We start from the raw sequence: 21433 nt of genomic DNA on the forward strand, positions 1-21433 counted from the left end.
GCTCGATCTCATCGCGCTGACGGCCCAGTTCGGACGTGATCGAGCCGAACAACTCAGCGTCGCGGTCAGATAGGGACTGGGTGAAAAAACCGGTGTCACGGAGATTGGCGTTCATGAGTGCTCCACATGTCTGGGGTATTTCTTGCGGATTTCCTATCGGAAACTTGAGGGGGGCAACAGCGTTAAAGCGACGAATTGCACCGCTGCGGCGTCAAGTCTGGCCTATTGGGGAAAGGTATGTTTGTTTCGGAACCAAATGTGCAGCACCGGAAACCGCGAAACATGAAAAAGAGAATCGCCTTTCTCGCCAGTGAAGTCGACGTGGCGCAATCGGCTCGGGACATGTTGGTGGCGAAGCATGGCAACGCCGCGCCGCGCGATGCGGATGTGGTTGTGGCGCTGGGCGGGGACGGGTTCATGCTGCGCACGCTGAAGAACATGCAGCATCTTGATGCCCCGGTTTATGGCATGAACCGGGGCACGATCGGCTTTCTGATGAACAAATACAGCGAATCCGATTTGTTGACACGTCTGGCTGAGGCGGAAGAAGAGGTCATCAACCCGCTGGCGATGCGGGCAATGGACCAGTCGGGCAAGTTACACGAGGCTTTGGCGATCAATGAGGTCTCGCTGCTACGTGCTGGTCCGCAAGCCGCGCGTCTGAAAATCAGCGTCGATGGGCGCGAGCGGATGGGGGAGCTGGTTTGTGACGGCGCACTTCTGTCCACCCCGGCCGGATCGACGGCCTACAACTATTCGGCCCATGGTCCAATTTTGCCAATCGGGTCGGATGTGCTGGCCCTGACGGCCATTGCAGCTTTTCGCCCGCGCAGATGGCGCGGCGCCTTGTTGCCCAAAGTCGCAAAAGTGCGATTCGATGTTCTGGATGCCGACAAGCGTCCTGTCATGGCCGATGCTGATTCGATTTCCTTTCTTGACATCGATTGGGTCGAGATTCGATCAGAGCCTGCGATTAGGCACCGAATCCTCTTTGACCCGGGTCACGGCCTTGAAGAGAGGCTAATTTCCGAGCAATTCACATAAATCTCCCCATTTAGATGCAAATAGACGTCGCTTGTGTGAAGAACTTCACACGAAGGTGATCTTTCCTCGGGTAGTCTCTATCTGCCCGGAGAACACGCGTTGGTGGGAGTGAGTGGCCACCAAGTCCGCGTTTTCGAAACAATTGCGCAGATTCCGCGCTGGCGAGGGTGGGTGGTGCCGCGCTCGTCATTAGAAATTCGGGCATATTTCAGCAAGGAAACCCCGGGTGTAACAGCCCGGGGTTTATTTTTGCGTGCTCAATTGGATTGGTCCATGTGATCCCACAATTGTTGGCACATTTGTCCAACGCGCGTTTCGATTGCCGCGGCGGCACCAACCGCCAGATCCTCGCGCCAGCGTCGCGCTGCGATTTGCACGTTGATGGGTTGCGGACCGTTCGGCAGGTCGGCCAACAGCGACGGAACGCAAGCGGCGGGCAGGCCCAGAAAGTTCATCGCGTAGGAATACACGGCGCAGCCCAGAACTTCGTGTACACCTTCGGCCCCTTCGGTATCGCGGTCAGGCTTGAAAAAGGGCTGGGGTAGGAACGGGGACAGGACCAAGGGGTAGTCTTGCATGAACAAAGACCACTCGCGCGCGTAATGCGTGCGTTTGGCCAGCATCCGCAGCAGATCGGTTTCGACAATAGGTGGGAATTCCTGGAAATAGACCTCGAATATGTCCCGGATGGTGTCGGAACCGGCAGCTTCGATATCGGACTGCAACAACGTCAGGACCTCCCCCATCAACGAGCGATACCCGATGCGCCCGCATTCGAACACATCCGGAGGATCGACCTCTTCCACAAGGTACCCAGCGTCGATCAAGGCGTCACGGGCGATGTCCAGCGCCTTTTCGACTTGCGGGTGCAAGGCATATCCGAAGGTGTTTTTGGTGAAGGCCACTTTGATCGGGGCCTCCAGCGGCTCGCCGTGCCACGGCAGGGGCACGTGGAAAGGGTCATGCGGATCTGCTGCGATCAGGCTTGGCATGGACAGCTGCAAATCTGTCGCCGACCGAGTGATCAGGCCTTGAACCGACATGGATTGGGCCAGCAGTCCACGCTCGGCCTGTTGGCTGGGGTTCCAGGCGGGGACTCGACCGAGCCCGGGTTTGATAGTCACCGCGCCATTGGCTGCCGCCGGAAACCGCAGGCTGCCACCAATATCATTCCCATGACCCAAGGCGCCGATCCCGGCCATCACCGCCGCTCCGGCTCCGCCCGAAGACCCACCGGGTGAGATATGCCGCCCCCACGGGTTGTGCGTTCGGCCATAAAGCGGATTATCCGTGTCGGCGCGAAACGAGAATTCGGGCGTGTTGGTGCGTCCGATCACGATTGCACCTGCCTTCTGCAGGTTTGAAACAACCGGTGCGTCGTCGGGTGCAATGACGTCTTTCAGGGCAACCACCCCATTTGTGGTGGCATGACCTTTCTGGTCAACGTTGACCTTGATCGTCACTGGCACCCCATGCAGCGGACCGGTCGGGGCCCCCGCAACGCGCGCCCGATCCAGATCGCGCGCACGCTCTTTGGCAAGATCGCCCAGGTCCTCGACCACGGCATTGAGGTCGGGATTGACGGCGTGCATGCGCTCAATCGCGCTGGAAACCGCGTCCTCGGCGCTCAGATCGCCCGCACGGGTCAGAGCGGTCAACTCGGTGGCGCTGAGCCGCCAGATTTCGGTATGTGTCATGGGCCCTCACTGTCTTGTGGCGACAGTAAGGGGCCTGTTTCAGGTTGCAAGAGGGGGCTGGGTTTACTGTGCGTAGCCGATGGTTTGCAGCGCTGTCTTGATCTCATCCAGAATGACCGGATCGTCGATGGTTGCAGGCATCTTGTATTCTTTGCCATCCGCGATCGACACCATGGTTCCCCGCAGGATTTTACCCGATCGGGTCTTGGGCAGCCGATCCACCACTACGGCAAGTTTGAATGCCGCCACGGGGCCGATCTTTTCGCGTACCATCTTGACGACTTCCTGCACGACCTCATTGTAATCGCGCGCGGCACCCGCGTTCAGGCACAGGAACCCGACCGGCATCTGACCTTTGAGCTGATCCGATACGCCTATTACGGCGCATTCAGCAACATCCGGGTGCGCGGCCAGAACCTCTTCCATCCCTCCAGTGGACAGACGGTGGCCTGCGACGTTGATCACGTCATCGGTGCGCGCCATGATGTAGAGGTAGCCGTCCTCGTCAATCATGCCCGCATCACCGGTCTCATAATAGCCTGGGAAGTGCTGCAAGTATGACTTCCGAAAGCGATCTTCGGCATTCCAGAGCGTCGGCAAAGTGCCCGGTGGTAGTGGCAGTTTGACCGCGATTGCGCCCAATTCTCCTGCTTTGACCGGATGGCCACCTTCGTCGAGAATCTGCACGTCGTAACCTGGCATCGGTTTGGCGGGCGAGCCCAGCTTGACCGGAAGTGCCTCGATCCCCAGCGGGTTTCCGGCAATGGTCCAGCCGGTTTCGGTTTGCCACCAATGATCGATCACCGGCACGTTCAGCGCGTCTTGCGCCCATGTGATCGTATCTGGATCGGCGCGCTCGCCGGCCAGATACAGGGCGCGCAGACCGGATAGGTCGTATTTTGCCAGCATCTCGCCCTTGGGGTCCTCGCGTTTGACGGCACGGATGGCTGTCGGGGCGGTAAAGAAGCTGCGGACGTTGTGTTCCGAGATCACGCGCCAGAAGGTGCCCGCATCCGGGGTGCCGACGGGTTTGCCTTCGAACACAATGGTGGTGTTTCCGTGGATCAGCGGGGCGTAGCAGATATAGGAATGGCCCACGACCCAGCCCACGTCCGAGGCCGCCCAGAACACATCTCCCGGATCGACATTGTAGATGTTCTTCATCGACCAGTTCAAAGCGACCAGATGGCCGGCGGTCGGACGCACAACGCCCTTCGGTGCGCCTGTGGTGCCCGAGGTGTAAAGAATATAGGCCGGATCATTGCCTGCCACCGGCACACATTCGGCTGGTTCGATCCCGTATTGGAAGCCGTGCCAGTTGTAATCGCGCCCTTCAATCAATTGCGCCACTTCCTGTTCGCGTTGGAAGATGACGCAAAAATCGGGTTTGTGCGTGGCCATATCGATAGCCCCGTCCAGCAGCGGTTTGTAATGCACCACCCGGCCCGGCTCCATCCCGCATGACGCGGCGATGATGGCCTTGGGTTTTGCATCGTCGATGCGCACGGCCAACTCGTTGCTGGCAAAGCCGCCGAACACGACCGAATGCACGGCACCCAGGCGGGCGCAGGCCAGCATGGCTTCAAGCGCTTCGGGGATCATGGGCATATAGATGATGACGCGGTCGCCTTTTTCTACGCCTTTAGCGCGCAACGCTCCGGCCAATGTGGCGACCCGATTGCGCAGCTCGACGTAAGAGATCTCGCGCTTGGTATGGGTGATTGGACTGTCATAGATAATGGCGGTCTGCTCTCCGCGCCCGTTTTCCACATGGCGGTCGACCGCGTTCCAGCAGGTGTTGACCTGCGCGTCGCTGAACCATTCGTATAAGGGAGCGTTTTCGGCAAACAGAGCCTTGCTGGGCGGTGCTACCCAATCGATGCCCTTTGCGGCCTGCATCCAGAACGCCTCGGGGTCGTTTTTCCAGCTGTCATACACGTCCTGATAGGCCATATCGTCCTCCTCCCAATCTCCTGCGCATGTTGTTATGCATCCCCGTGGCACGGAACAAGCGGTGCAAATGACGGCGCGTCAGTTTATCGCAAAATATTTGCAGTATGCCCAAAATTCATCTGCAAATTTTTGCAAACTCATTGCTCAGAGGGATTTTAGGGCGGTAGACTACGGATTTTGCAAAATTGCAAATTCCATCGTGCAAAGAGCGGTAAGTGAGTCGCGCAGCCAGGCACCGCCGAGGGGTGCCTGACCGAGGTAGGTTTCCGTCAACCGTAATGTGCCACAGGTGTGCCTGCGATGGCCGCCATGTTGAGCAAACCACGTGAGGTTATCGAAGGAGTGACGATATGCGCCTTGTTGCCCATCCCCATCAGGATCGGGCCCACCTCGATTCCGTCGGCTTTCATCTTCAGCACGTTGCGCACGCCGCTGGCGGCATCCGCATGGGCGAAGATCAACACATTTGCAGCGCCTTGCAGGCGTGAATTGGGGAAAATACGCTCTCGCAACTCCGGGCTCAGCGCCGTGTCGAGGTTCATTTCCCCTTCATAGGTGAAATCCCGCGGTTCGCTGTCCAGAATGGCGATCGCCTCGCGCAGGCGCTTGCCTGACCCCTCGGCCTGATTGCCGAATTGCGATTGTGAGCAAAAGGCAATCTTTGGATCAAGGCCGAAGCGGCGCACATGGCGCGCAGCACCTATGGTGATCTCGGCCAGCTCGGCCGGGTTGGGCAATTGCCGCACGTGGGTATCGGCAATAAAGAGCGGCCCGTCTTCTAGGATCATAAGGGACAATGCCCCATGCGGTCGCAGGTCCCCGGTACCCAGAACCTGTTCGACATAGTTCAGATGCCAGCGGTATTCGCCGAATGTGCCACAGATCATGCTGTCAGCTTCGCCGCGCTGTACCATGATCGCACCGATAGCTGTGGTGTTCGTGCGTAAGATCGCCTTGGCCAGATCGGGCGTGACGCCCCGACGCTGCATGACCTGATGATACGAACTCCAATAGTCATAATAGCGAGGATCGTTTTCCGGGTTTACGATCTGTAGGTCTTTGCCGGGGCGCACCATCAGGCCGAGGCGTTCGCACCGAGCCTCGATCACGTCGGGACGACCGATCAGAATCGGGGTTTCTGTGGTTTCTTCCAGAATGGCCTGCGCGGCACGCAAAACGCGCTCATCCTCGCCTTCAGCAAACACGATCCGGCGGCTTGCGGCGGCAGCGGCTTCGAAAACCGGGCGCATCAGCAGGGCGGACTTGAAGACGTTCTGGTTCAGCTTTTCCTTATACGCTTCCAGATCGTGGATCGGACGCTTGGCGACACCGCTTTCCATCGCGGCTTTGGCCACGGCCGAAGACACGATCCCCACAAGGCGAGGATCGAACGGTTTAGGGATCAGGTAGTCCGGTCCAAAGGTCAGTTGCTCACCCTTGTAGGCTGCGGCCGCTTCGGCGCTGGTGGTGGTGCGGGCCAGTTCGGCAATGCCCTCTACACAGGCAATCTGCATTTCGTCATTGATCTCGGTCGCGCCCACGTCCAGCGCGCCACGAAATATGAAGGGGAAACACAAAACGTTGTTGACCTGATTTGGAAAATCGCTGCGTCCGGTGGCGATAATCGCGTTGGGCGCCACTTCGCGCGCCGCTTGGGGCAGAATTTCCGGCGTGGGATTTGCCAGGGCAAAGATGATCGGGCGGTCGGCCATTTTTGCAACCATCTCGGGTGTCAGAACGTTGGGGCCGCTGAGGCCCAGGAACAGGTCCGCCCCACCGACCACATCGTCCAGCGTGCGCAGGTCGGATTTCTGCGCGAACTGGTCTTTGTGCGGGTTCATGTCTTCTGCACGGCCCTCATACACGAGCCCGTGGATATCACACAGCCAGATGTTTTCGCGTTTGACGCCCAACTTGACAAGCATGTTCAGGCAAGCAATCCCGGCGGCACCGCCGCCGGTGGAAACGATCTTGATATCCTCGAACTTCTTTCCAGCGACGTGCAGCGCATTCCTTGCCGCGGCGCCCACAACGATGGCCGTGCCGTGCTGGTCATCATGGAACACCGGGATGTTCATCCGTTCACGGCAGAGCTTTTCGACGACAAAGCAGTCGGGGGCCTTGATGTCTTCGAGGTTGATTGCGCCGAAGGTGGGTTCCAATGCACACACGATATCGGCCAGCTTTTCAGGGTCGGGTTGGTCGACCTCGATGTCAAAGCAATCGATCCCCGCAAACTTTTTGAACAGAACGGCCTTGCCCTCCATCACCGGTTTTGAGGCAAGTGCGCCGATGTTGCCAAGCCCCAGAACCGCCGTGCCGTTCGAGACGACCGCCACCAGGTTGCCGCGCGCCGTATACTGTTCCGCATTGGCGGGATCGGCCTTGATCTCCAGACTGGCCTCGGCCACACCGGGCGAATACGCGCGGGCCAGATCCCGACCGTTGGCCATGGGTTTGGTCGCCTTGATTTCAAGCTTTCCGGGCTTGGGGTGGGCGTGATAGTCAAGCGCGGCCTGCCGCAGGCTGGGTGTGTCTGACATCGGCTTTTCAACTCCCTAAAAAATTTGATTTAGCCTTAAACTATTTTTTTCAGCTTGGCTACGCTACGTCACTTTTTCAGCGGGATTTGGCGCCAGTTGCTCAGTTGGTTGCTTTTTGAACCCAAAAAAAATACACACCGCGAATTCAGTATCCACGCGCTGCACGAGCCTTGCCATGACCCGAAACCTGAAACTTTCGACCGCAGAGGTCTTGCCTGCCACACGGTTCCGGTTTGGAATTGACCGGTTCTGGTTCTGGGTCTCTCTGGCTGTAGCCACACTATTGCTGTCTGTCATTGCACTTTGGCCGGTGCAGGCAGCAGCGTTCAATCAGGAAGGTGGATTGATAGAGACGATTTCGGCAGCCTGCCTGTTTGCAGCTGGGCTGGCGGCTTTGGTGCGGTTCCGGGGCCTAAAGCGGTTGTACATTGGTTTGGTATGTCTGCTTTTGGCGGAACGCGAGTTGGAGGCCGAAATTTATGCCGAAGGCACCACGCCGTTTATGGTGCTGAACGGGCTGGATGTGCTGCTGGACATGACGTTGGTGCGTGTGGTTCTGGCCGTCCTTGTGCTGGGTGGCCTTGTCTGGCATGGCATTCCGGCGGCGTGGCGTGCCGTCAAACTTCAGGCTCCCTTTCTGTCCGTTTTTGTGCTGGCTGGTTTGGCTGCTGTGGTTGCACAGGGTCTGGAAGAGATATCGAGTCTCTACCAAGCCAGTCTGTCGACAAAGATGATGACGCGGCTGTTCGTGCTGGAGGAAACGCTCGAGATGTATTTTTCGATTGGCATTCTGGCCTCGGTTCTGATCGGATGGCCAAAAGAACCGACCGAAGAGACCCCGCATGACCCAGACGCCGCGCGTCCTTCAGATCCGCGCTGAAATCCGCCTGCCCACGCAGGAACTGCGCGACGACATCCCGTTTTACACCAGGGTGTTGGGGATGAAGATGGATATGATCTATCCTGCCGACGACCCCCGGATTGCTGTGTTTTCCGGCCATGGTTTGCGGCTGCGGGTGGAAAAGGATGCCCCTGAACCTCCCGGAACCCTGCGCATTCTTACGGATGACCCCGATGGGTTCGCCGAGGGGCAGCGGGTACTTGTGGCCCCAAACGGAACCCGGATCGAGATTGAGGATCGCGACCCGCCACTGGTCATGCCCGAGACGGTGCATTCTTTTGTGGTGCGCAGGCTCAAGGATCAGGCTCCGTGGATCATCGGACGGGCAGGTATGCACTATCGTGATCTGGTGCCGGATCGGCTTGGCGGGTCGATCATTGCCAGTCATATCCGTATTCCCGACGGCGGCCCGGTTCCGGACATGGTGCACTTCCACAAGGTCGGCTTTCAGTTGATCTTTTGCATCCACGGTTGGGTCGATGTTGTCTATGAAGATCAGGGCGACAAGATGCGCCTGACAGCCGGGGATTGCTTCATTCAGCCGCCGGAAATCCGTCACCGCGTGCTCGAGGCGTCGGACAATGTACAGGTGATCGAGATCGGGGTTCCTGCCGAACATGTCACCGAGATCGATCATGACATGGAGTTGCCCACGCCCTACCTGCGCCCCGAGCGGGAATGGCAGGGGCAGCGGTTTGTCTACAATCGGGCGCAAGATGCAGAATGGGGGCCGTTCCGACTGCCGGGATTTATCTGCCGCGACACGACAATTGCCAAAAACACCAAGGGCGTCGCCGGAGTGCAAGTCGTGCGCCGTGGGCAGGGGGATCCGGTCTGGGCGCGTCACGATACCGACATTCATTTTACTTTTGTCATGAAGGGAGAGGTGACGCTGGAAGGCGAAGATCGCGATCCCTATCGGTTGGAGCAGGGCGATGCCTTCGTGATCCCGCCCGGTATGCGCACGCGGCTGTCCGACCCGACTGATGATATCGAGCTGCTTGAAGTCACTTTGCCCGGAACCTTCCAGACGACCCTTGGATAAATCTGCGGTTGGGGCTTCTACTCGGGATCTGTTTTCCAGTAAGGTATCAACTTCTGACCAACTGATCAAAAAATTGGGGAATCGCCATGTCGCTGAAAGATGCCGCCCTGAAGGTCCGCGAAAACGCCCATGCGCCTTATTCGAACTTCAAGGTGGGCGCGGCGATCCTGTCGGGGTCGGGTGCGCAGTATGTCGGATGTAACGTCGAGAATGTGGCCTACCCAGAAGGCACCTGCGCCGAGGCCGGGGCGATTGCGGCCATGGTAGCAGCCGGTGAGACCGAATTGGCCGAGGTCTACGTCGTGGCCCAGAGCCCGCAACCTGTGCCGCCCTGTGGCGGCTGCCGTCAGAAACTGGCAGAGTTCGGGGCACGAGGCGTCAAGGTAACCTTGGCGACCACTGACGGAACCGAATTGGAAACGACCATCGGACAACTTCTGCCGGGCGCGTTCGACGCCTCGCATATGCAAGACGTTTAGACAGATGGACGCTCGCTCGATCATCGCGAAACTGCGTCGCCATGAGGTGCCGACCAGCGAAGAACTGTCGTGGTTCGCGCAAGGTCTGGCCGATGGCGGTGTCAGTGACGCGCAGGCCGGGGCATTTGCGATGGCCGTGTGCATGGGAGGGCTGGGCGCACAGGGCCGGGCCGATCTGACTGTGGCAATGCGCGACAGTGGCGATGTCCTCAGCTGGGATGTCGATGGCCCTGTGATCGACAAGCATTCGACAGGCGGCGTTGGGGATTGCGTCAGCCTGATACTGGCCCCAGCCTTGGCTGAATGCGGGGCCTATGTGCCCATGATCTCGGGACGCGGGCTGGGTCATACAGGCGGGACGTTGGACAAGCTCGAGGCTATTCCTGGTGTCAGTACGCAGATCGGAGAGGTCCGTCTGGCCCAGATTCTGCACGAGACAGGGGCGGCAATCGTGGGTGCGACGGGACAGATTGCCCCAGCGGACAAGCGGCTTTATGCGGTGCGTGATGTGACCGCGACGGTAGAAAGCCTTGATCTGATCACGGCGTCCATTCTGTCCAAGAAACTCGCAGCCAGCCCGGATGCGCTTGTGCTGGACGTCAAGGTGGGCAGCGGTGCGTTTATGAAGACCATGGATGCAGCCAGGAAACTGGCGCAGGCTCTGACCGATACTGCAAATGCGGCGGGGTGCCGGACCTCGGCGGTAATCACGGATATGAACCAACCCTTGGCCCCGGCACTGGGCAATGCGTTGGAAGTGGCCGAGGTGATGAAAGCTCTGACCAGCAGTGTTTCATCGTCACTGGCCGAGATTTCGGCCGAGCTGGGGGGGGTGCTGTTGGCTGATGCCGGGATTTGCCCGACAGTGGATGAAGGCCGCGCGAAACTTGCCCGGATCATCCGTGATGGACGTGCTGCCGAGCGGTTTGGTCGCATGATCGCGGCCGTGGGCGGTCCGGTGAAATTCGTCGATACCTGGCAACGTTTCCTGCCGGAGGCCAGTGTGATTCAGGAAGTGCCTGCACCAAAAGACGGTTACATCACATCCATCGACGGCGAAGCGCTGGGCCTGTCTGTTGTGGCATTGGGCGGCGGGCGTCAGGTGGAAAGCGATCTGATCGACCCGGCGGTCGGCCTATCGAACATGGTACGGCTGGGCGACCAGGTGTCCAAGGGGGCTCCGCTGGCCGTTGTTCATGCCGCCCGCGAAGACGCGGCGCGTCAGGCCGCAGACAGCGTTTTGGCCGCGATCACCATCGCAGATACCCCAACCGCCGCGCCGGATTTGGTACGTGAAAGGATCACCACATGAGCCGCGCGTTTCTGGTTGTCATGGATTCGGTCGGTATTGGTGGTGCATCTGATGCCGGGCAGTATTTCAACGGTACCGTGCCCGATTCGGGTGCCAACACGGTCGCCCATATCGCGCAGGCCTGCGCTGAAGGCCGCGCCGAACAAGGTCGCTCTGGTCCGCTGCGCCTGCCTCATCTGGATGCGCTGGGCCTGGGCGCTGCGGTGCGTCTGGCATCAAGAGAGGTCACACCCGGGCTGGATGCACAGCCCACGGGGTTGTGGGGCTGCGCGCGCGAGGTTTCGCCGGGCAAGGATACGCCTTCGGGCCATTGGGAACTGGCCGGGCTGCCGGTGCCATGGGATTGGCACTACTTTCCAGACACCCAGCCCGCCTTTCCACTGGAGTTGAGCCGGGCCGCAGCCCAGGCCGCTGGAACCGACGGCATCTTGGGTAACTGCCATGCTTCGGGGACAACCATCATCGCCGAACTCGGGGCCGAGCATATGCGAACCGGTTGGCCGATCTGCTATACTTCAGCCGACAGTGTGTTCCAGATCGCGGCCCACGAGGATAGTTTTGGCCTCGACCGTCTGTTGGAGCTGTGCAAAACCCTTGCGCCGCGTCTGCATGAGATGAAAGTTGGGCGGGTTATTGCGCGCCCGTTTGTCGGTTCACCCTCGGAAGGGTTCAGCCGTACCACCAATCGCAAGGATTTCGCGATCCTGCCGCCCGCGCCGGTTCTGACCAACTGGGTTCAGGACGCGGGTCGACATGTGCATGCGGTGGGCAAGATCGGAGATATCTTCTCGATGCAGGGGATCGATACACTGCACAAAGGGTCCGACGCTGACCTGATGGGGCACCTGTCCGATCTGATCGATGAGGCCGAAGAGGGCAGCCTGACTTTCGCCAACTTTGTCGAGTTCGACAGTCTTTATGGTCACCGCCGAGATATCAGCGGCTATGCCAGGGCACTGGAATGGTTTGACCAGGAAATCGGCGCCCTGCTGAAAAAGCTGCGGCCCGGTGATCTGATGTTGCTGACCGCCGATCACGGCAATGATCCCAGTTGGACCGGAACGGATCACACCCGCGAACAAGTTCCTGTACTGGTCGCAGGCAAAGGCAGAGGCCAAATCGGTCAAATCAATTTTGCCGACGTCGCAGCCAGCATCGCCCACCACCTGAACGTTCCGGCACAAGGGCCGGGAAAGAGCTTTATATGACCGTCGCAGACCTGCCGAAGATCGAATTGCACCTGCACCACGAAGGTGCGGCCCCCCCTGCTTTTATTCGCCAGCTGGCCCACGAAAAACGCGTCGACCTGAGCGGGATATTCAAGGCAGATGGCAGTTACGACTTTCGCGACTTTGCCCATTTCCTCAGCGTGTACGAGACCGCCTGCGAGGTTCTGAAAACACCGGAAGATTTCCGCCGGCTCACATTGGCGATTCTCGAAGAAAGTGCTGCAAACGGTGTCGTCTACTCCGAGACCTTCCTCAGCCCCGATTTCTGCGGTGGCGGAGACCTGCATGCCTGGCGCGACTATCTCAACGCTATCCAAGACGCTGCCGACGAGGCAGAGCGCAGGTTTGACATAACCTTGCGCGGTGTCGTCACCTGCGTGCGCCATTTCGGTCCCGATAAGGCCAAGCGCAGCGCATTGTGCGCGGCGGATACCGCCGGCGAATGGATCACCGGGTTTGGCATGGGCGGCAACGAAGCCGTGGGCGCGCAGGGCGATTTCAAATGGTCCTTTGACTGCGCACGCGAAGCGGGGCTGCGCTTGACCACGCATGCCGGAGAATTCGGCGGCCCCGCAAGCGTCCGCGACGCGGTGCGCGATCTTGGCGTCGAACGTATAGGTCACGGCGTTCGTGCGATCGAAGATGCGGACCTTGTCCATGAACTTGTCGATCGTGATGTCACGCTCGAAGTTTGCCCGGGATCAAATGTCGTGCTGGGCCTCTTCCCCGATTTTGCGTCCCACCCTATTGCGCGGCTACGCGATGCGGGTGTGAAAGTCACGGTTTCAACTGATGACCCGCCGTTTTTCCACACGACCATGCGACGCGAATATGAGATGCTGAGCGAAGCTTTCGGCTGGGAGGCCGAGGATTTTGCCGCTTTGAATGACATGGCCCTGAACGCGGCCTTTTGCGATGAAGATACCCGTGCGCGGGTCAAAAAAAGACTGGAGACCACATGAGCGAACACCTGACCGTCGTCGACCATCCGCTGGTGCAACACAAACTGACGCTCATGCGGGACAAGGGCACGTCGACTGCTGTTTTCCGGCAGTTGCTGCGTGAGATCACGTTGCTTCTGGCTTATGAAATTACCCGTGAAATGCCCCTGACCACGCGCCATATCGAAACCCCGATGGAAGAGATGGACGCGCCAATTCTGGCGGGCAAGAAACTGGCGCTGGTATCGATTCTGCGCGCCGGAAACGGCATGTTGGACGGTGTGTTGGAACTGATCCCTTCAGCGCGTGTGGGGTTTGTGGGGCTTTACCGGGATGAACAGACGCTGAAACCTGTCCAGTACTATTTCAAAGCGCCTGAGGGGTTGAAAGATCGTCTGGTCATCGCGGTGGACCCGATGCTGGCAACGGGCAACAGCTCAGCTGCTGCGATTGACCTGCTGAAAGAGGCGGGCGCGACGGACATCCGCTTTCTCTGCCTGCTGGCTGCCCCCGAAGGCGTTGAGCGCATGAAAGAGGCGCACCCGGACGTCCACATTGTCACCGCTTCGCTTGACCGCGAACTGAACTCCAAGGGGTACATCATGCCCGGTCTCGGCGATGCCGGGGACCGCATGTTCGGTACCAAGTAGGTTGGGTCATTCGCTGCAGATGTTTTGTAGCTGGACCCAATCGCGGTCCGGCAATACCTGCTCAAGCGTGCGCCCGGCCATTGGGTCGGCCTCGATCAGGCCCAGCACGGTTTCACCGGTGATGTCCCGGGCATAGGCGTAGGGGGTCGAGGGGAGGGCGGATTGCGAAAACACCGCCAGCAGCTTTTCATCGGCGACAGAGGGACGGGGTTCCGACAGAACCTGTTCTGTGTAGGTATCCACGATCTCGGGTGTGAGACCTCCGGTCGTCAAAAGGCGAAACGCCGAGGATGCCCCGGTTCTGTCCAGCAAATCATCCAGCGGGTCTTGCTGCAAGGACCGCGCGCGTTCTGCTATGACGAACCCTGCGGCCACGACGGGGTCTTCATGATCCTCGACCAGTGAGCGGTTCAACAACACGGTTCCACCCGGCAGGCTGAGGCTGCTTTGTACTCCGGCCGGCAGAATGATGATCTTTCTGACACCTGTGCGTTTGGCCAGACGATCCAGCGAAGCTTGTGCGTCGCGCGACGTGCAGGCCCGCCCCGAGACCCGTTCGATCCGTTTCAGAATGGTGTCGCCGATCTCCTGCCGCTTCACCTCGGGCACGACCGAAACCACATGGCTTTGCAACGCCCCGGGCAACCACAGCAGCATCACGGCCAGTACGGCGGCCACAACGCCGCCGACGCTGAGCCACCGCAACCGTCCGGGATGGGGGCGGGCCCGGTCAATCGCGCGTTGCAGCCGGTCGATGGCTTCCAGCATCGTCTTTTCGCTTTCAGCCAGTTCCAGCGTCTCGTCTGGGTCGCCGTCAGGATTGAAAATCGCGGGATAGAGGCCCGGGTTTTGGCGCTCAAGTGCCGCCAGCGACCAATGAGTCAACGCGCGGTCGTTGAAATCCGAGATTGTCAGCGTCGCCTCACCAATCGAGATCACAACCTCGCGCCGCTGCGCATCGGGCGAGGGGCGCCACAGACCCGTGGCTTCGATCCGCTGATACTGTTTCAGGGCCGTCATCTGGATTGAGCTGCTCATTTTTTCTTTTGCCACAGCTTAGCACGCTGAAATCCCGACGCGCAAACCTGTTGCGCCCGGTTTCCGAAATATGCTGGATGGCGGGGCGCGTCGGTGCGCGAAACGAATTCGGGATAAAACATGCAGGCGGAAAAGACGACTTTGCCAATACTGGCGTCAGTACTGATGGTGGCGGCGATGGCAATCCTTGGCGTGATTGACAATGTGGTGATCCTGCTAGCCGAAACGATCGGCCTGTGGCAGTTCCATTTCAGCCGTGCCGTGTTGATGTTGCCCTTGATCGTCGGACTGTCGCTGTTGGGCTTTGGAACGTTGCGCGCCAAACGTCTGGGTGCGGTGTTGTTGCGGAGCATGTTGATTGCAACCGCCATGCTTTTCTATTTCGCCTCGCTGGCGATGATGCCAATCGCGCAGGCGCTGGCCGGGTTGTTCACCTCGCCCATGTTTGTCCTTTTGATTTCGGCCATAGGTCTGAAACAAACAATCGGTCCCTGGCGTATCGGTGCGGTTCTGATCGGGTTCGCGGGGATTCTGTGCGTTCTGCAACCGAGCCCAACCGATTTCGACACCCGAACGCTTTTGCCGGTGGCAGGTGGGTTCTTTTACGCACTCAGCGCGATTGTCACGCGCACCTATTGTTCCGACGAAAGTACCGTGGCGCTTTTGGCCAATAACATTGCTGTATTGGGGCTGGCCGGCGCAATCGGGCTGGCCGTATTTACGGCTTTTCCCGTCACGACGCCCGACGGGCCCGAAGGGTTTGTCACCCGCGGTGTGGTGTGGGACATGCGCGCCGCATTGCCGTGGGTTGTGGTGCAGGCCGTGGGTTCGACCATCGCGGTATTCATGCTGATCAAGGCTTATCAGGTTGGTGAGCCATCTTTCGTGGCGGTGTTCGAATACTCGGTGATGATCTTTGGCCCGGTGTTTGCTTGGGTCGCCTTGGGGCAGACCATCGGCCCGACGCAGATCGTTGGCATCGGCTTGATTGCAACTGCCGGGGCTGTGCTGGGGTGGCGGGCAGGGCGCGCGCGCGACGAACAGGAGGCCGCATGATCATATCCCCTGGCCGACGCTATGTGTTTGTGCATATGCCCAAGACGGGCGGCACCTCGCTGGCGTTGGCGCTTGAGCAGCGTGCCATGAAGGATGACATCCTGCTTGGGGATACCCCAAAAGCCCTGAGGCGTCGACACCGCGCCAAGGCGCTGACCGCACGGGGGCGGCTACGAAAACATGCGACACTTGCCGATATCGACGGGGTGTTGCCGGATGGTGTGTTGCAGTCGATGTTCACCTTTACGATGGTGCGAAATCCGTGGGACCGTTTTGTCAGCTACTACCACTGGCTGAGGCAACAAAGCTTTGATCATGAGGCCGTGACCCTGTCGCAGCAACTGGAGTTCGCGTCGTTTGCGGCGCATCCCACGATCCTGCAGTCTTTTCGCGACCACCCGGCCCGGCGCTACATGACCCGGTCCGACGGGATCGAGCAATGCCGTCTTTTCATACGACTGGAGTGTTTTGGGCAGGATGCCGAACCTTTGTTCCGTCATCTGGGTTTTGACCTCTCGCTGCCACATCTCAATACTTCGGACCGGCATCAGGATTATCGCCACTACTACTCCGAACAGTCGGCACATGCGGTGGCCGAAGCCTGCGCAGAAGACATTCAGAGATTCGGGTATCGGTTCGACCCACCGCACCCAGATCGTTTCCAATCCGCCACTAAAGCATAGTGCAGCGGGTTGTCTGTTGCGTGAATTGCGTTGATTTGCCTCAAATCGGGCGCAAATATGACCAAAATAAGACGGCTCACTGCTTCTGCTGCTAGCAATTAAGACATGAATGAAAGTGCCAAAAGGGGGCTAGGCACGTGTTGGAAGTAGTGAGTATTTCGGATGTTTCCGAGTTTTATGATGAAGTGGATCTGCCGGTCGACCCGGATGCTGTGTCGGCGCGCAGAGGTGGGTTTTTGCATGGGACCAAGATTGCGACCACCAGTGGTTGGAAGCTGATCGAACGTCTTGTCGTCGGCGATCTGGTGCGAACGCTGGACCATGGGTTCAAAGAAGTGCGCCGGGTGTCGACCAACCGGGTCAATATCCCGGCGGGCGAAAGCCGGGCCGCGTATCTGCCTGTCTTTGTTCCGGCCCGTGCGGCCTATAACGGGCGGCCTGTGTGGCTGATGCCGGAACAAGGGATGGCGCTGGACCTTGGTAAACTTGATCTGACTGCAGATGGGTTTTCGGTTTTACCTGCGCGGATTCTGAACGGGTCGTGCCGCTTTTCATCGCAATCGCCAGGGGCCTCTTTCGATGTGGTGTCCCTTTTCTTTGATCAGGACGAGGTGATCTTTATCGAAGGCGGGCTGCAAGCCTATTGCCCGTCGGGACGGTTCAGATTGGCGCGGTCCGAGGGGCAAGAACGCTATGCGGTTTTGGAGGAGGATGAGGCGGTTGCACTGGCTGAAGAGGTTGCAAAGTGCGGCGATGTCTCTGCCCTTGCAAATCCGCTGGGTGCCCTGCCTGCCCCGATCCCTCAGGACCCGATCTTTCCGATCCGCCCGGCCGTAGGTATTCGCAGGCCGGGACGGCCCGGGCGACCAAACACGCCGGTTCTGTTTCTTCGGCCGGAATGGCAGACAAACCCTGCGCTTCGCTAAGGAAAATGCAGGCGCATGTATCAATGCGCCTGCGTTCGATGTTCAAGCCGCTTTGGCTTCGGGGTTGAAGCGGCCATAAAAGCTCTGACCTTTTTCGGCCATGTCGCGCAGCAGCGGCGGACAGCTGAAGCGCGCACCATAGGCCTGGGCCAGTTGATCGCAGCGTTCAGCCGCATAGGGCGTGCCGATGATGTCCAGCCAGCTCAGCGGACCGCCAGACCAAGGTGCAAATCCCCAGCCCAGAATGGCGCCCACGTCGCCTTCGCGGATGTCTTCCAGAACGCCTTCTTCCAGCGCACGGACGGCTTCCAGAACCTGAGCAAACATCAAACGTTCCTGCACTTCGATCAGTTCAGGCTGGGTTTCGGCCAGAGGGTACTTGTCCTGCAGGCCCTTCCAGTATTCAACGCGCTTGCCCTTCTCATCATAGTCGAAGAACCCTGCGTTTGATTTGCGACCCAGACGGCCCTGTTCTTCCATCCAGAAGATCAGATCGTCCGAGGGGCTTTCGGGATAAGCGTCGCCCATTGCGGCCTTGGTCGCGCGCGCAATCTTGGCACCCAGATCAATCGAAGTCTCATCAGTCAACTGGATCGGCCCGACAGGGAAGCCCAACTGACGTGCCGCGTTGTCGATCAGGATGGGGCTGACGCCCTCGGTGACCATTCGCGCGCCTTCGTTGATGTAAGGAATGATGCAGCGGTTGGCGTAGAAGAAGCGCGCATCGTTGACCACGATCGGCGTCTTCTTGATCTGGCGCACATAGTCCAGCGCCTTGGCGACAGCGCGATCCCCGGTTTCCTTGCCCTTGATAATCTCGACCAGGAACATCTTCTCAACCGGCGAGAAGAAGTGGATGCCGATGAACTGTTCAGGCCGCACCGAGGCTTTCGCCAGATCGGTGATCGGCAGGGTCGAGGTGTTTGAGGCAAAGATGCAATCCTCGGGGATGATCGCCTCGACCTTTTTGGTCATATCGGCCTTGACGCCCATGTCTTCGAACACGGCCTCGATGATCAGATCGCAGCCTTTCAGATGCTCCAGATCAGGGGTGGCTGTGATGCGGGCCAGCACGGCCTCTTTCTTCTCAGCAGTGGCTTTGCCGCGCTTGATGCCCTTGTCCATATAGCTTTCGGAATAGGCTTTGCCCTTGTCGGCGGCAGCCTGATCACGGTCGACCAGAACAACCTCCATCCCGGCCTGCGCCGAGACCAGAGCGATACCGGCACCCATCATGCCAGCGCCCAGAACGCCGACCTTTTTCACGCGCTGATCAGCTACATCTTTGGGGCGGACCGCACCTTTCTCCAAGGCTTCCTTGTTCAGGAACAGCGACCGGATCATGGCCGACGAGGAGGGGTTCATCAGAACGTTGGTGAACCAACGGGCCTCGATCTTCAGGGCGGTGTCGAAATCTACCAGCGCCCCTTCATAGATCGAACTCAGCAGAGCCTTTGCCGCCGGGAAGGCGCCTTGGGTCTTGCCATGAACCATCGCGTTGGCGCCGACGAAAGTCATGAAGCCAGCAGGGTGGTAGGGCGCGCCGCCGGGCATTTTGTAACCCTTCGCGTCCCACGGCTTGATCAGATCGGCGTCCTTGGCGTTCAGAACCCATTCCTTGGCTGCTGCGACGGGATCGTCCGAAACACCGTCGATCAGCTGAGCGCCCTTGGCTTTCTTCGGGTCCATCATCTTGCCTTCAAGCAGGACCGGAGCGGCCGCCATCGCACCAACCATACGGCTATAGCGCATGGTACCGCCGCCGCCGGGGAAGATGCCCAGCAGAATCTCGGGCAGGCCGATCTTGGCTTTGGCGTTCGAGGTCATGACACGGTGATGACAGGCCAGTGCGATCTCGGTCCCGATACCAGCGCAGGTGCCGTTGATGGCACAGGCGATCGGCTTGCCGCCCTTCTTGGTCTTGGGGTCCATGCCCGCCAGTTCCAACTTGCGCAGGATGTGGTGGCCGCCCATGACGAAGTCGAACAGCGCCTGCGCCGGTTCATCACCGGCCTCCTGACGGATGGTGGCGAGGGTATTCAGGTCCATGCCACCCGCGAATGAGCCTTCTTTGCCCGAGGTAATAACGATCCCCTTGATCTCATCATCATTCAGGGCCTGATCAATCAGTTGGCTGACCTCCTGAAAGGCCTCGCGGGTCAGAACGTTCATGGATTTGCCCTGGGCATCCCAGGTCACAAAAGCGACGCCGTCTGCGTCTTTGCTCAGAGTGAAATCAGTCATTGTCATCTCCAATCTGGTCAGCCGTCAGTGGGCTGCCATCCTTGCAGGTGAAGGTGTTCCCGTTATCCTTCACCATCATGTCTAAGTCGCTGTAGATACAGGTCTCGGTCGGGGTCCGTGTGCCCACCACCAGAAAGGTCGCGGGCACATCGGTCTTGTTCACAAGGTGATGGCCGTTTGCCTCACCGGCTGGCCAAGCGGCGCAGTCACCGGGCAGCATCTCATGCTCACCATCGTCATCGATCAGCACGCATTTACCGCTGAGCATGATGGCAAACTCGTCCTGCTCCATGTGGTAATGGCGCAGCGAGGACAAAGCCTGCGGTTCAAGCCGTACGATGTTGACCCCGAACTGCGTTAGCCCGCCCGCATCTCCGACGCCTTGGTTGAAACGGCCACCGACCGCCTCGGCCAGTTTGCCGGGATAGGATGAGCCACCCTTGAATGGGATCTGAGAGAGATCCAGCTTGGGCATCAGACCCGCTCAATAATGGTTGCCGCACCCATGCCGGATGCGATGCAGAGCGTGGCGAGACCTGTTTCTTTGTCCTGACGCTCAAGCTCATCCAGCAGCGTGCCGATGATCATGGCACCGGTTGCACCCAGCGGGTGACCCATCGCGATCGAGCCGCCGTTGACGTTTACAAGCGCCGGATCGACGTCGAACGCCTGCTGGAAGCGCAGCACGACTGAGGCGAAGGCTTCGTTCACTTCGAACAGGTCCAGATCGCCGATCTTCATGCCGTTGTCGGCAAGGATCTTCTCGGTCACTGGAACCGGGCCGGTCAGCATGATGGTCGGGTCGGTGCCGATCTTCGCAGTTGCTTTGATGCGGGCGCGGGGTTTCAGGCCGTATTTCTCACCAAATTCCTTGTTACCGATCAGAACCGCGGCCGAGCCGTCCACGATGCCCGAGCTATTGCCCGCGTGGTGGATGTGGTTGATCCGCTCCAGATGCGGGTATTTCAGCATCGCGACTTTGTCGAAGCCGGGCATTTGCTCACCCATCATCTGGAAGGACGGGTTCAACGCGCCAAGGCTCTGCATGTCGGTGCCGGGGCGCATGTATTCGTCGCGGTCCAGAATGGTTAGGCCGTTCTGGTCTTTGATGGTGATGACCGACTTCTCAAATCGGTTGTCTTCCCAAGCCGCAGCCGCGCGTTTCTGAGACTCAACGGCCAGCGCATCGGCATCGTCGCGGGTGAACCCAAACTCGGTCGCGATGATGTCGGCCGAGATGCCCTGCGGTACGAAATAGGTGTCCATTGCCAGCGTCGGGTCTACGGCAATCGCGGCACCGTCGCTGCCCATGGCCACGCGACCCATCATCTCGACACCGCCCGCGATATAAGCCTCACCCGCGCCGCCTTTGACCTGGTTTGCGGCCAGGTTCACGGCTTCCATGCCCGAGGCACAGAAGCGGTTGATCGCCAGACCAGGGATCGACTGGTCGAGGTCCGAGGCCAGAACCGCCGAGCGCGCCAGACAGCCGCCTTGCTCCATGACTTGGGTGACGTTGCCCCAGATCACATCCTCAACGGCGTGGCCTTCGAGGTTGTTGCGTTCCTTGATCGCGTTCAGGGTCAAGGCGGACAGGCGCACCGAGGTTACCTCGTGCAGGCTGCCATCCTTACGGCCCTTGCCGCGCGGGGTGCGCAGGGCGTCATAAATGTAAGCTTCGGTCATGGGTCT

The 21433-nt window shown here is 59.3% G+C and carries 18 protein-coding genes; 11 read left to right on the forward strand and 7 right to left on the reverse strand.

The genetic code is table 11. The features are described from left to right. Positions 1-282: 282 nt before the first annotated feature. A complete protein-coding gene (locus tag ACR0L4_RS10685) occupies positions 283-1044 on the forward strand; it encodes an NAD kinase (RefSeq protein ID WP_480512820.1) in 762 nt (253 codons plus the stop codon). A gap of 257 nt (positions 1045-1301) precedes the next feature. Here ACR0L4_RS10685 and ACR0L4_RS10690 read toward each other — a convergent pair whose 3' ends face one another. From ACR0L4_RS10690 to ACR0L4_RS10700, 3 genes are all read right to left on the reverse strand, one after another. After that, a complete protein-coding gene (locus tag ACR0L4_RS10690) occupies positions 1302-2741 on the reverse strand; it encodes an amidase (RefSeq protein WP_170751216.1) in 1440 nt (479 codons plus the stop codon). A 63-nt stretch (positions 2742-2804) separates the two neighbouring features. Next, positions 2805-4694 (reverse strand): propionate-CoA ligase PrpE, encoded by a 1890-nt coding sequence (gene prpE / locus ACR0L4_RS10695; RefSeq protein WP_480512822.1) that lies wholly within the window; start codon positions 4692-4694, stop codon positions 2805-2807. Between the two features lie 269 nt (positions 4695-4963). Beyond that, on the reverse strand, positions 4964-7237 hold the full coding sequence (locus ACR0L4_RS10700; protein WP_170751212.1) for a phosphate acyltransferase: 2274 nt from the start codon (positions 7235-7237) through the stop codon (positions 4964-4966). A 175-nt stretch (positions 7238-7412) separates the two neighbouring features. On the opposite strand from ACR0L4_RS10700, the gene ACR0L4_RS10705 reads away from it, so the two are divergent. The 7 genes from ACR0L4_RS10705 to upp all read left to right on the forward strand — a co-directional run bounded on the left by ACR0L4_RS10705 (position 7413) and on the right by upp (position 13794). Next, positions 7413-8117 carry a hypothetical protein gene (locus ACR0L4_RS10705; RefSeq protein WP_480512824.1) on the forward strand — a complete coding sequence of 235 codons (705 nt, stop codon included), beginning with the start codon at positions 7413-7415 and terminating at the stop codon, positions 8115-8117. Beyond that, positions 8080-9183, forward strand: coding sequence for a cupin domain-containing protein (locus ACR0L4_RS10710; RefSeq protein ID WP_480512826.1), 1104 nt, complete (start codon positions 8080-8082; stop codon positions 9181-9183). The genes ACR0L4_RS10705 and ACR0L4_RS10710 overlap by 38 nt, the downstream gene beginning before the upstream one ends. A gap of 86 nt (positions 9184-9269) precedes the next feature. Then, the gene (locus ACR0L4_RS10715; protein WP_480512828.1) at positions 9270-9662 is read left to right on the forward strand and encodes a cytidine deaminase; all 393 of its coding nucleotides are present in this window, start codon (positions 9270-9272) and stop codon (positions 9660-9662) included. A 4-nt stretch (positions 9663-9666) separates the two neighbouring features. Next, positions 9667-10974, forward strand: coding sequence for a thymidine phosphorylase (locus ACR0L4_RS10720; protein WP_480512830.1), 1308 nt, complete (start codon positions 9667-9669; stop codon positions 10972-10974). Then, complete coding sequence (locus ACR0L4_RS10725; RefSeq protein ID WP_480512832.1) at positions 10971-12182, forward strand: phosphopentomutase; 1212 nt, start codon at positions 10971-10973, stop codon at positions 12180-12182. The genes ACR0L4_RS10720 and ACR0L4_RS10725 overlap by 4 nt, the downstream gene beginning before the upstream one ends. Then, a complete protein-coding gene (locus tag ACR0L4_RS10730; protein WP_480512834.1) occupies positions 12179-13165 on the forward strand; it encodes an adenosine deaminase in 987 nt (328 codons plus the stop codon). The genes ACR0L4_RS10725 and ACR0L4_RS10730 overlap by 4 nt, the downstream gene beginning before the upstream one ends. Then, entirely contained in the window at positions 13162-13794 is a 633-nt protein-coding gene (gene upp / locus ACR0L4_RS10735) for a uracil phosphoribosyltransferase (RefSeq protein WP_170751199.1), read from the forward strand. Before ACR0L4_RS10730 ends, upp begins: the two co-directional genes overlap by 4 nt. A 6-nt stretch (positions 13795-13800) precedes the next feature. Here upp and ACR0L4_RS10740 read toward each other — a convergent pair whose 3' ends face one another. Further along, entirely contained in the window at positions 13801-14814 is a 1014-nt protein-coding gene (locus tag ACR0L4_RS10740; RefSeq protein ID WP_480513214.1) for a hypothetical protein, read from the reverse strand. A gap of 138 nt (positions 14815-14952) precedes the next feature. Between ACR0L4_RS10740 and ACR0L4_RS10745 the strand changes: the two genes are divergently transcribed. From ACR0L4_RS10745 to ACR0L4_RS10755, 3 genes are all read left to right on the forward strand, one after another. Then, positions 14953-15888 (forward strand): DMT family transporter, encoded by a 936-nt coding sequence (locus ACR0L4_RS10745; RefSeq protein ID WP_480512836.1) that lies wholly within the window; start codon positions 14953-14955, stop codon positions 15886-15888. Further along, entirely contained in the window at positions 15885-16571 is a 687-nt protein-coding gene (locus ACR0L4_RS10750) for a sulfotransferase family 2 domain-containing protein (protein ID WP_480512839.1), read from the forward strand. Before ACR0L4_RS10745 ends, ACR0L4_RS10750 begins: the two co-directional genes overlap by 4 nt. Before the next feature lie 137 nt (positions 16572-16708). Continuing rightward, positions 16709-17497 (forward strand): Hint domain-containing protein, encoded by a 789-nt coding sequence (locus ACR0L4_RS10755; protein ID WP_480512841.1) that lies wholly within the window; start codon positions 16709-16711, stop codon positions 17495-17497. Between the two features lie 42 nt (positions 17498-17539). On the opposite strand, the gene ACR0L4_RS10760 is transcribed toward ACR0L4_RS10755, so the two are convergent. From ACR0L4_RS10760 to ACR0L4_RS10770, 3 genes are read right to left on the reverse strand one after another with little or no spacing between them, the layout of a single operon-like run. Beyond that, the gene (locus ACR0L4_RS10760; RefSeq protein WP_480512843.1) at positions 17540-19741 is read right to left on the reverse strand and encodes a 3-hydroxyacyl-CoA dehydrogenase NAD-binding domain-containing protein; all 2202 of its coding nucleotides are present in this window, start codon (positions 19739-19741) and stop codon (positions 17540-17542) included. After that, complete coding sequence (locus tag ACR0L4_RS10765; RefSeq protein WP_480512845.1) at positions 19734-20216, reverse strand: cupin domain-containing protein; 483 nt, start codon at positions 20214-20216, stop codon at positions 19734-19736. Before ACR0L4_RS10765 ends, ACR0L4_RS10760 begins: the two co-directional genes overlap by 8 nt. After that, complete coding sequence (locus ACR0L4_RS10770) at positions 20216-21427, reverse strand: acetyl-CoA C-acetyltransferase (RefSeq protein ID WP_480512847.1); 1212 nt, start codon at positions 21425-21427, stop codon at positions 20216-20218. Before ACR0L4_RS10770 ends, ACR0L4_RS10765 begins: the two co-directional genes overlap by 1 nt. Positions 21428-21433 lie beyond the last annotated feature (6 nt).

It is taken from the genome of Ruegeria sp. AB5 (assembly GCF_056542645.1).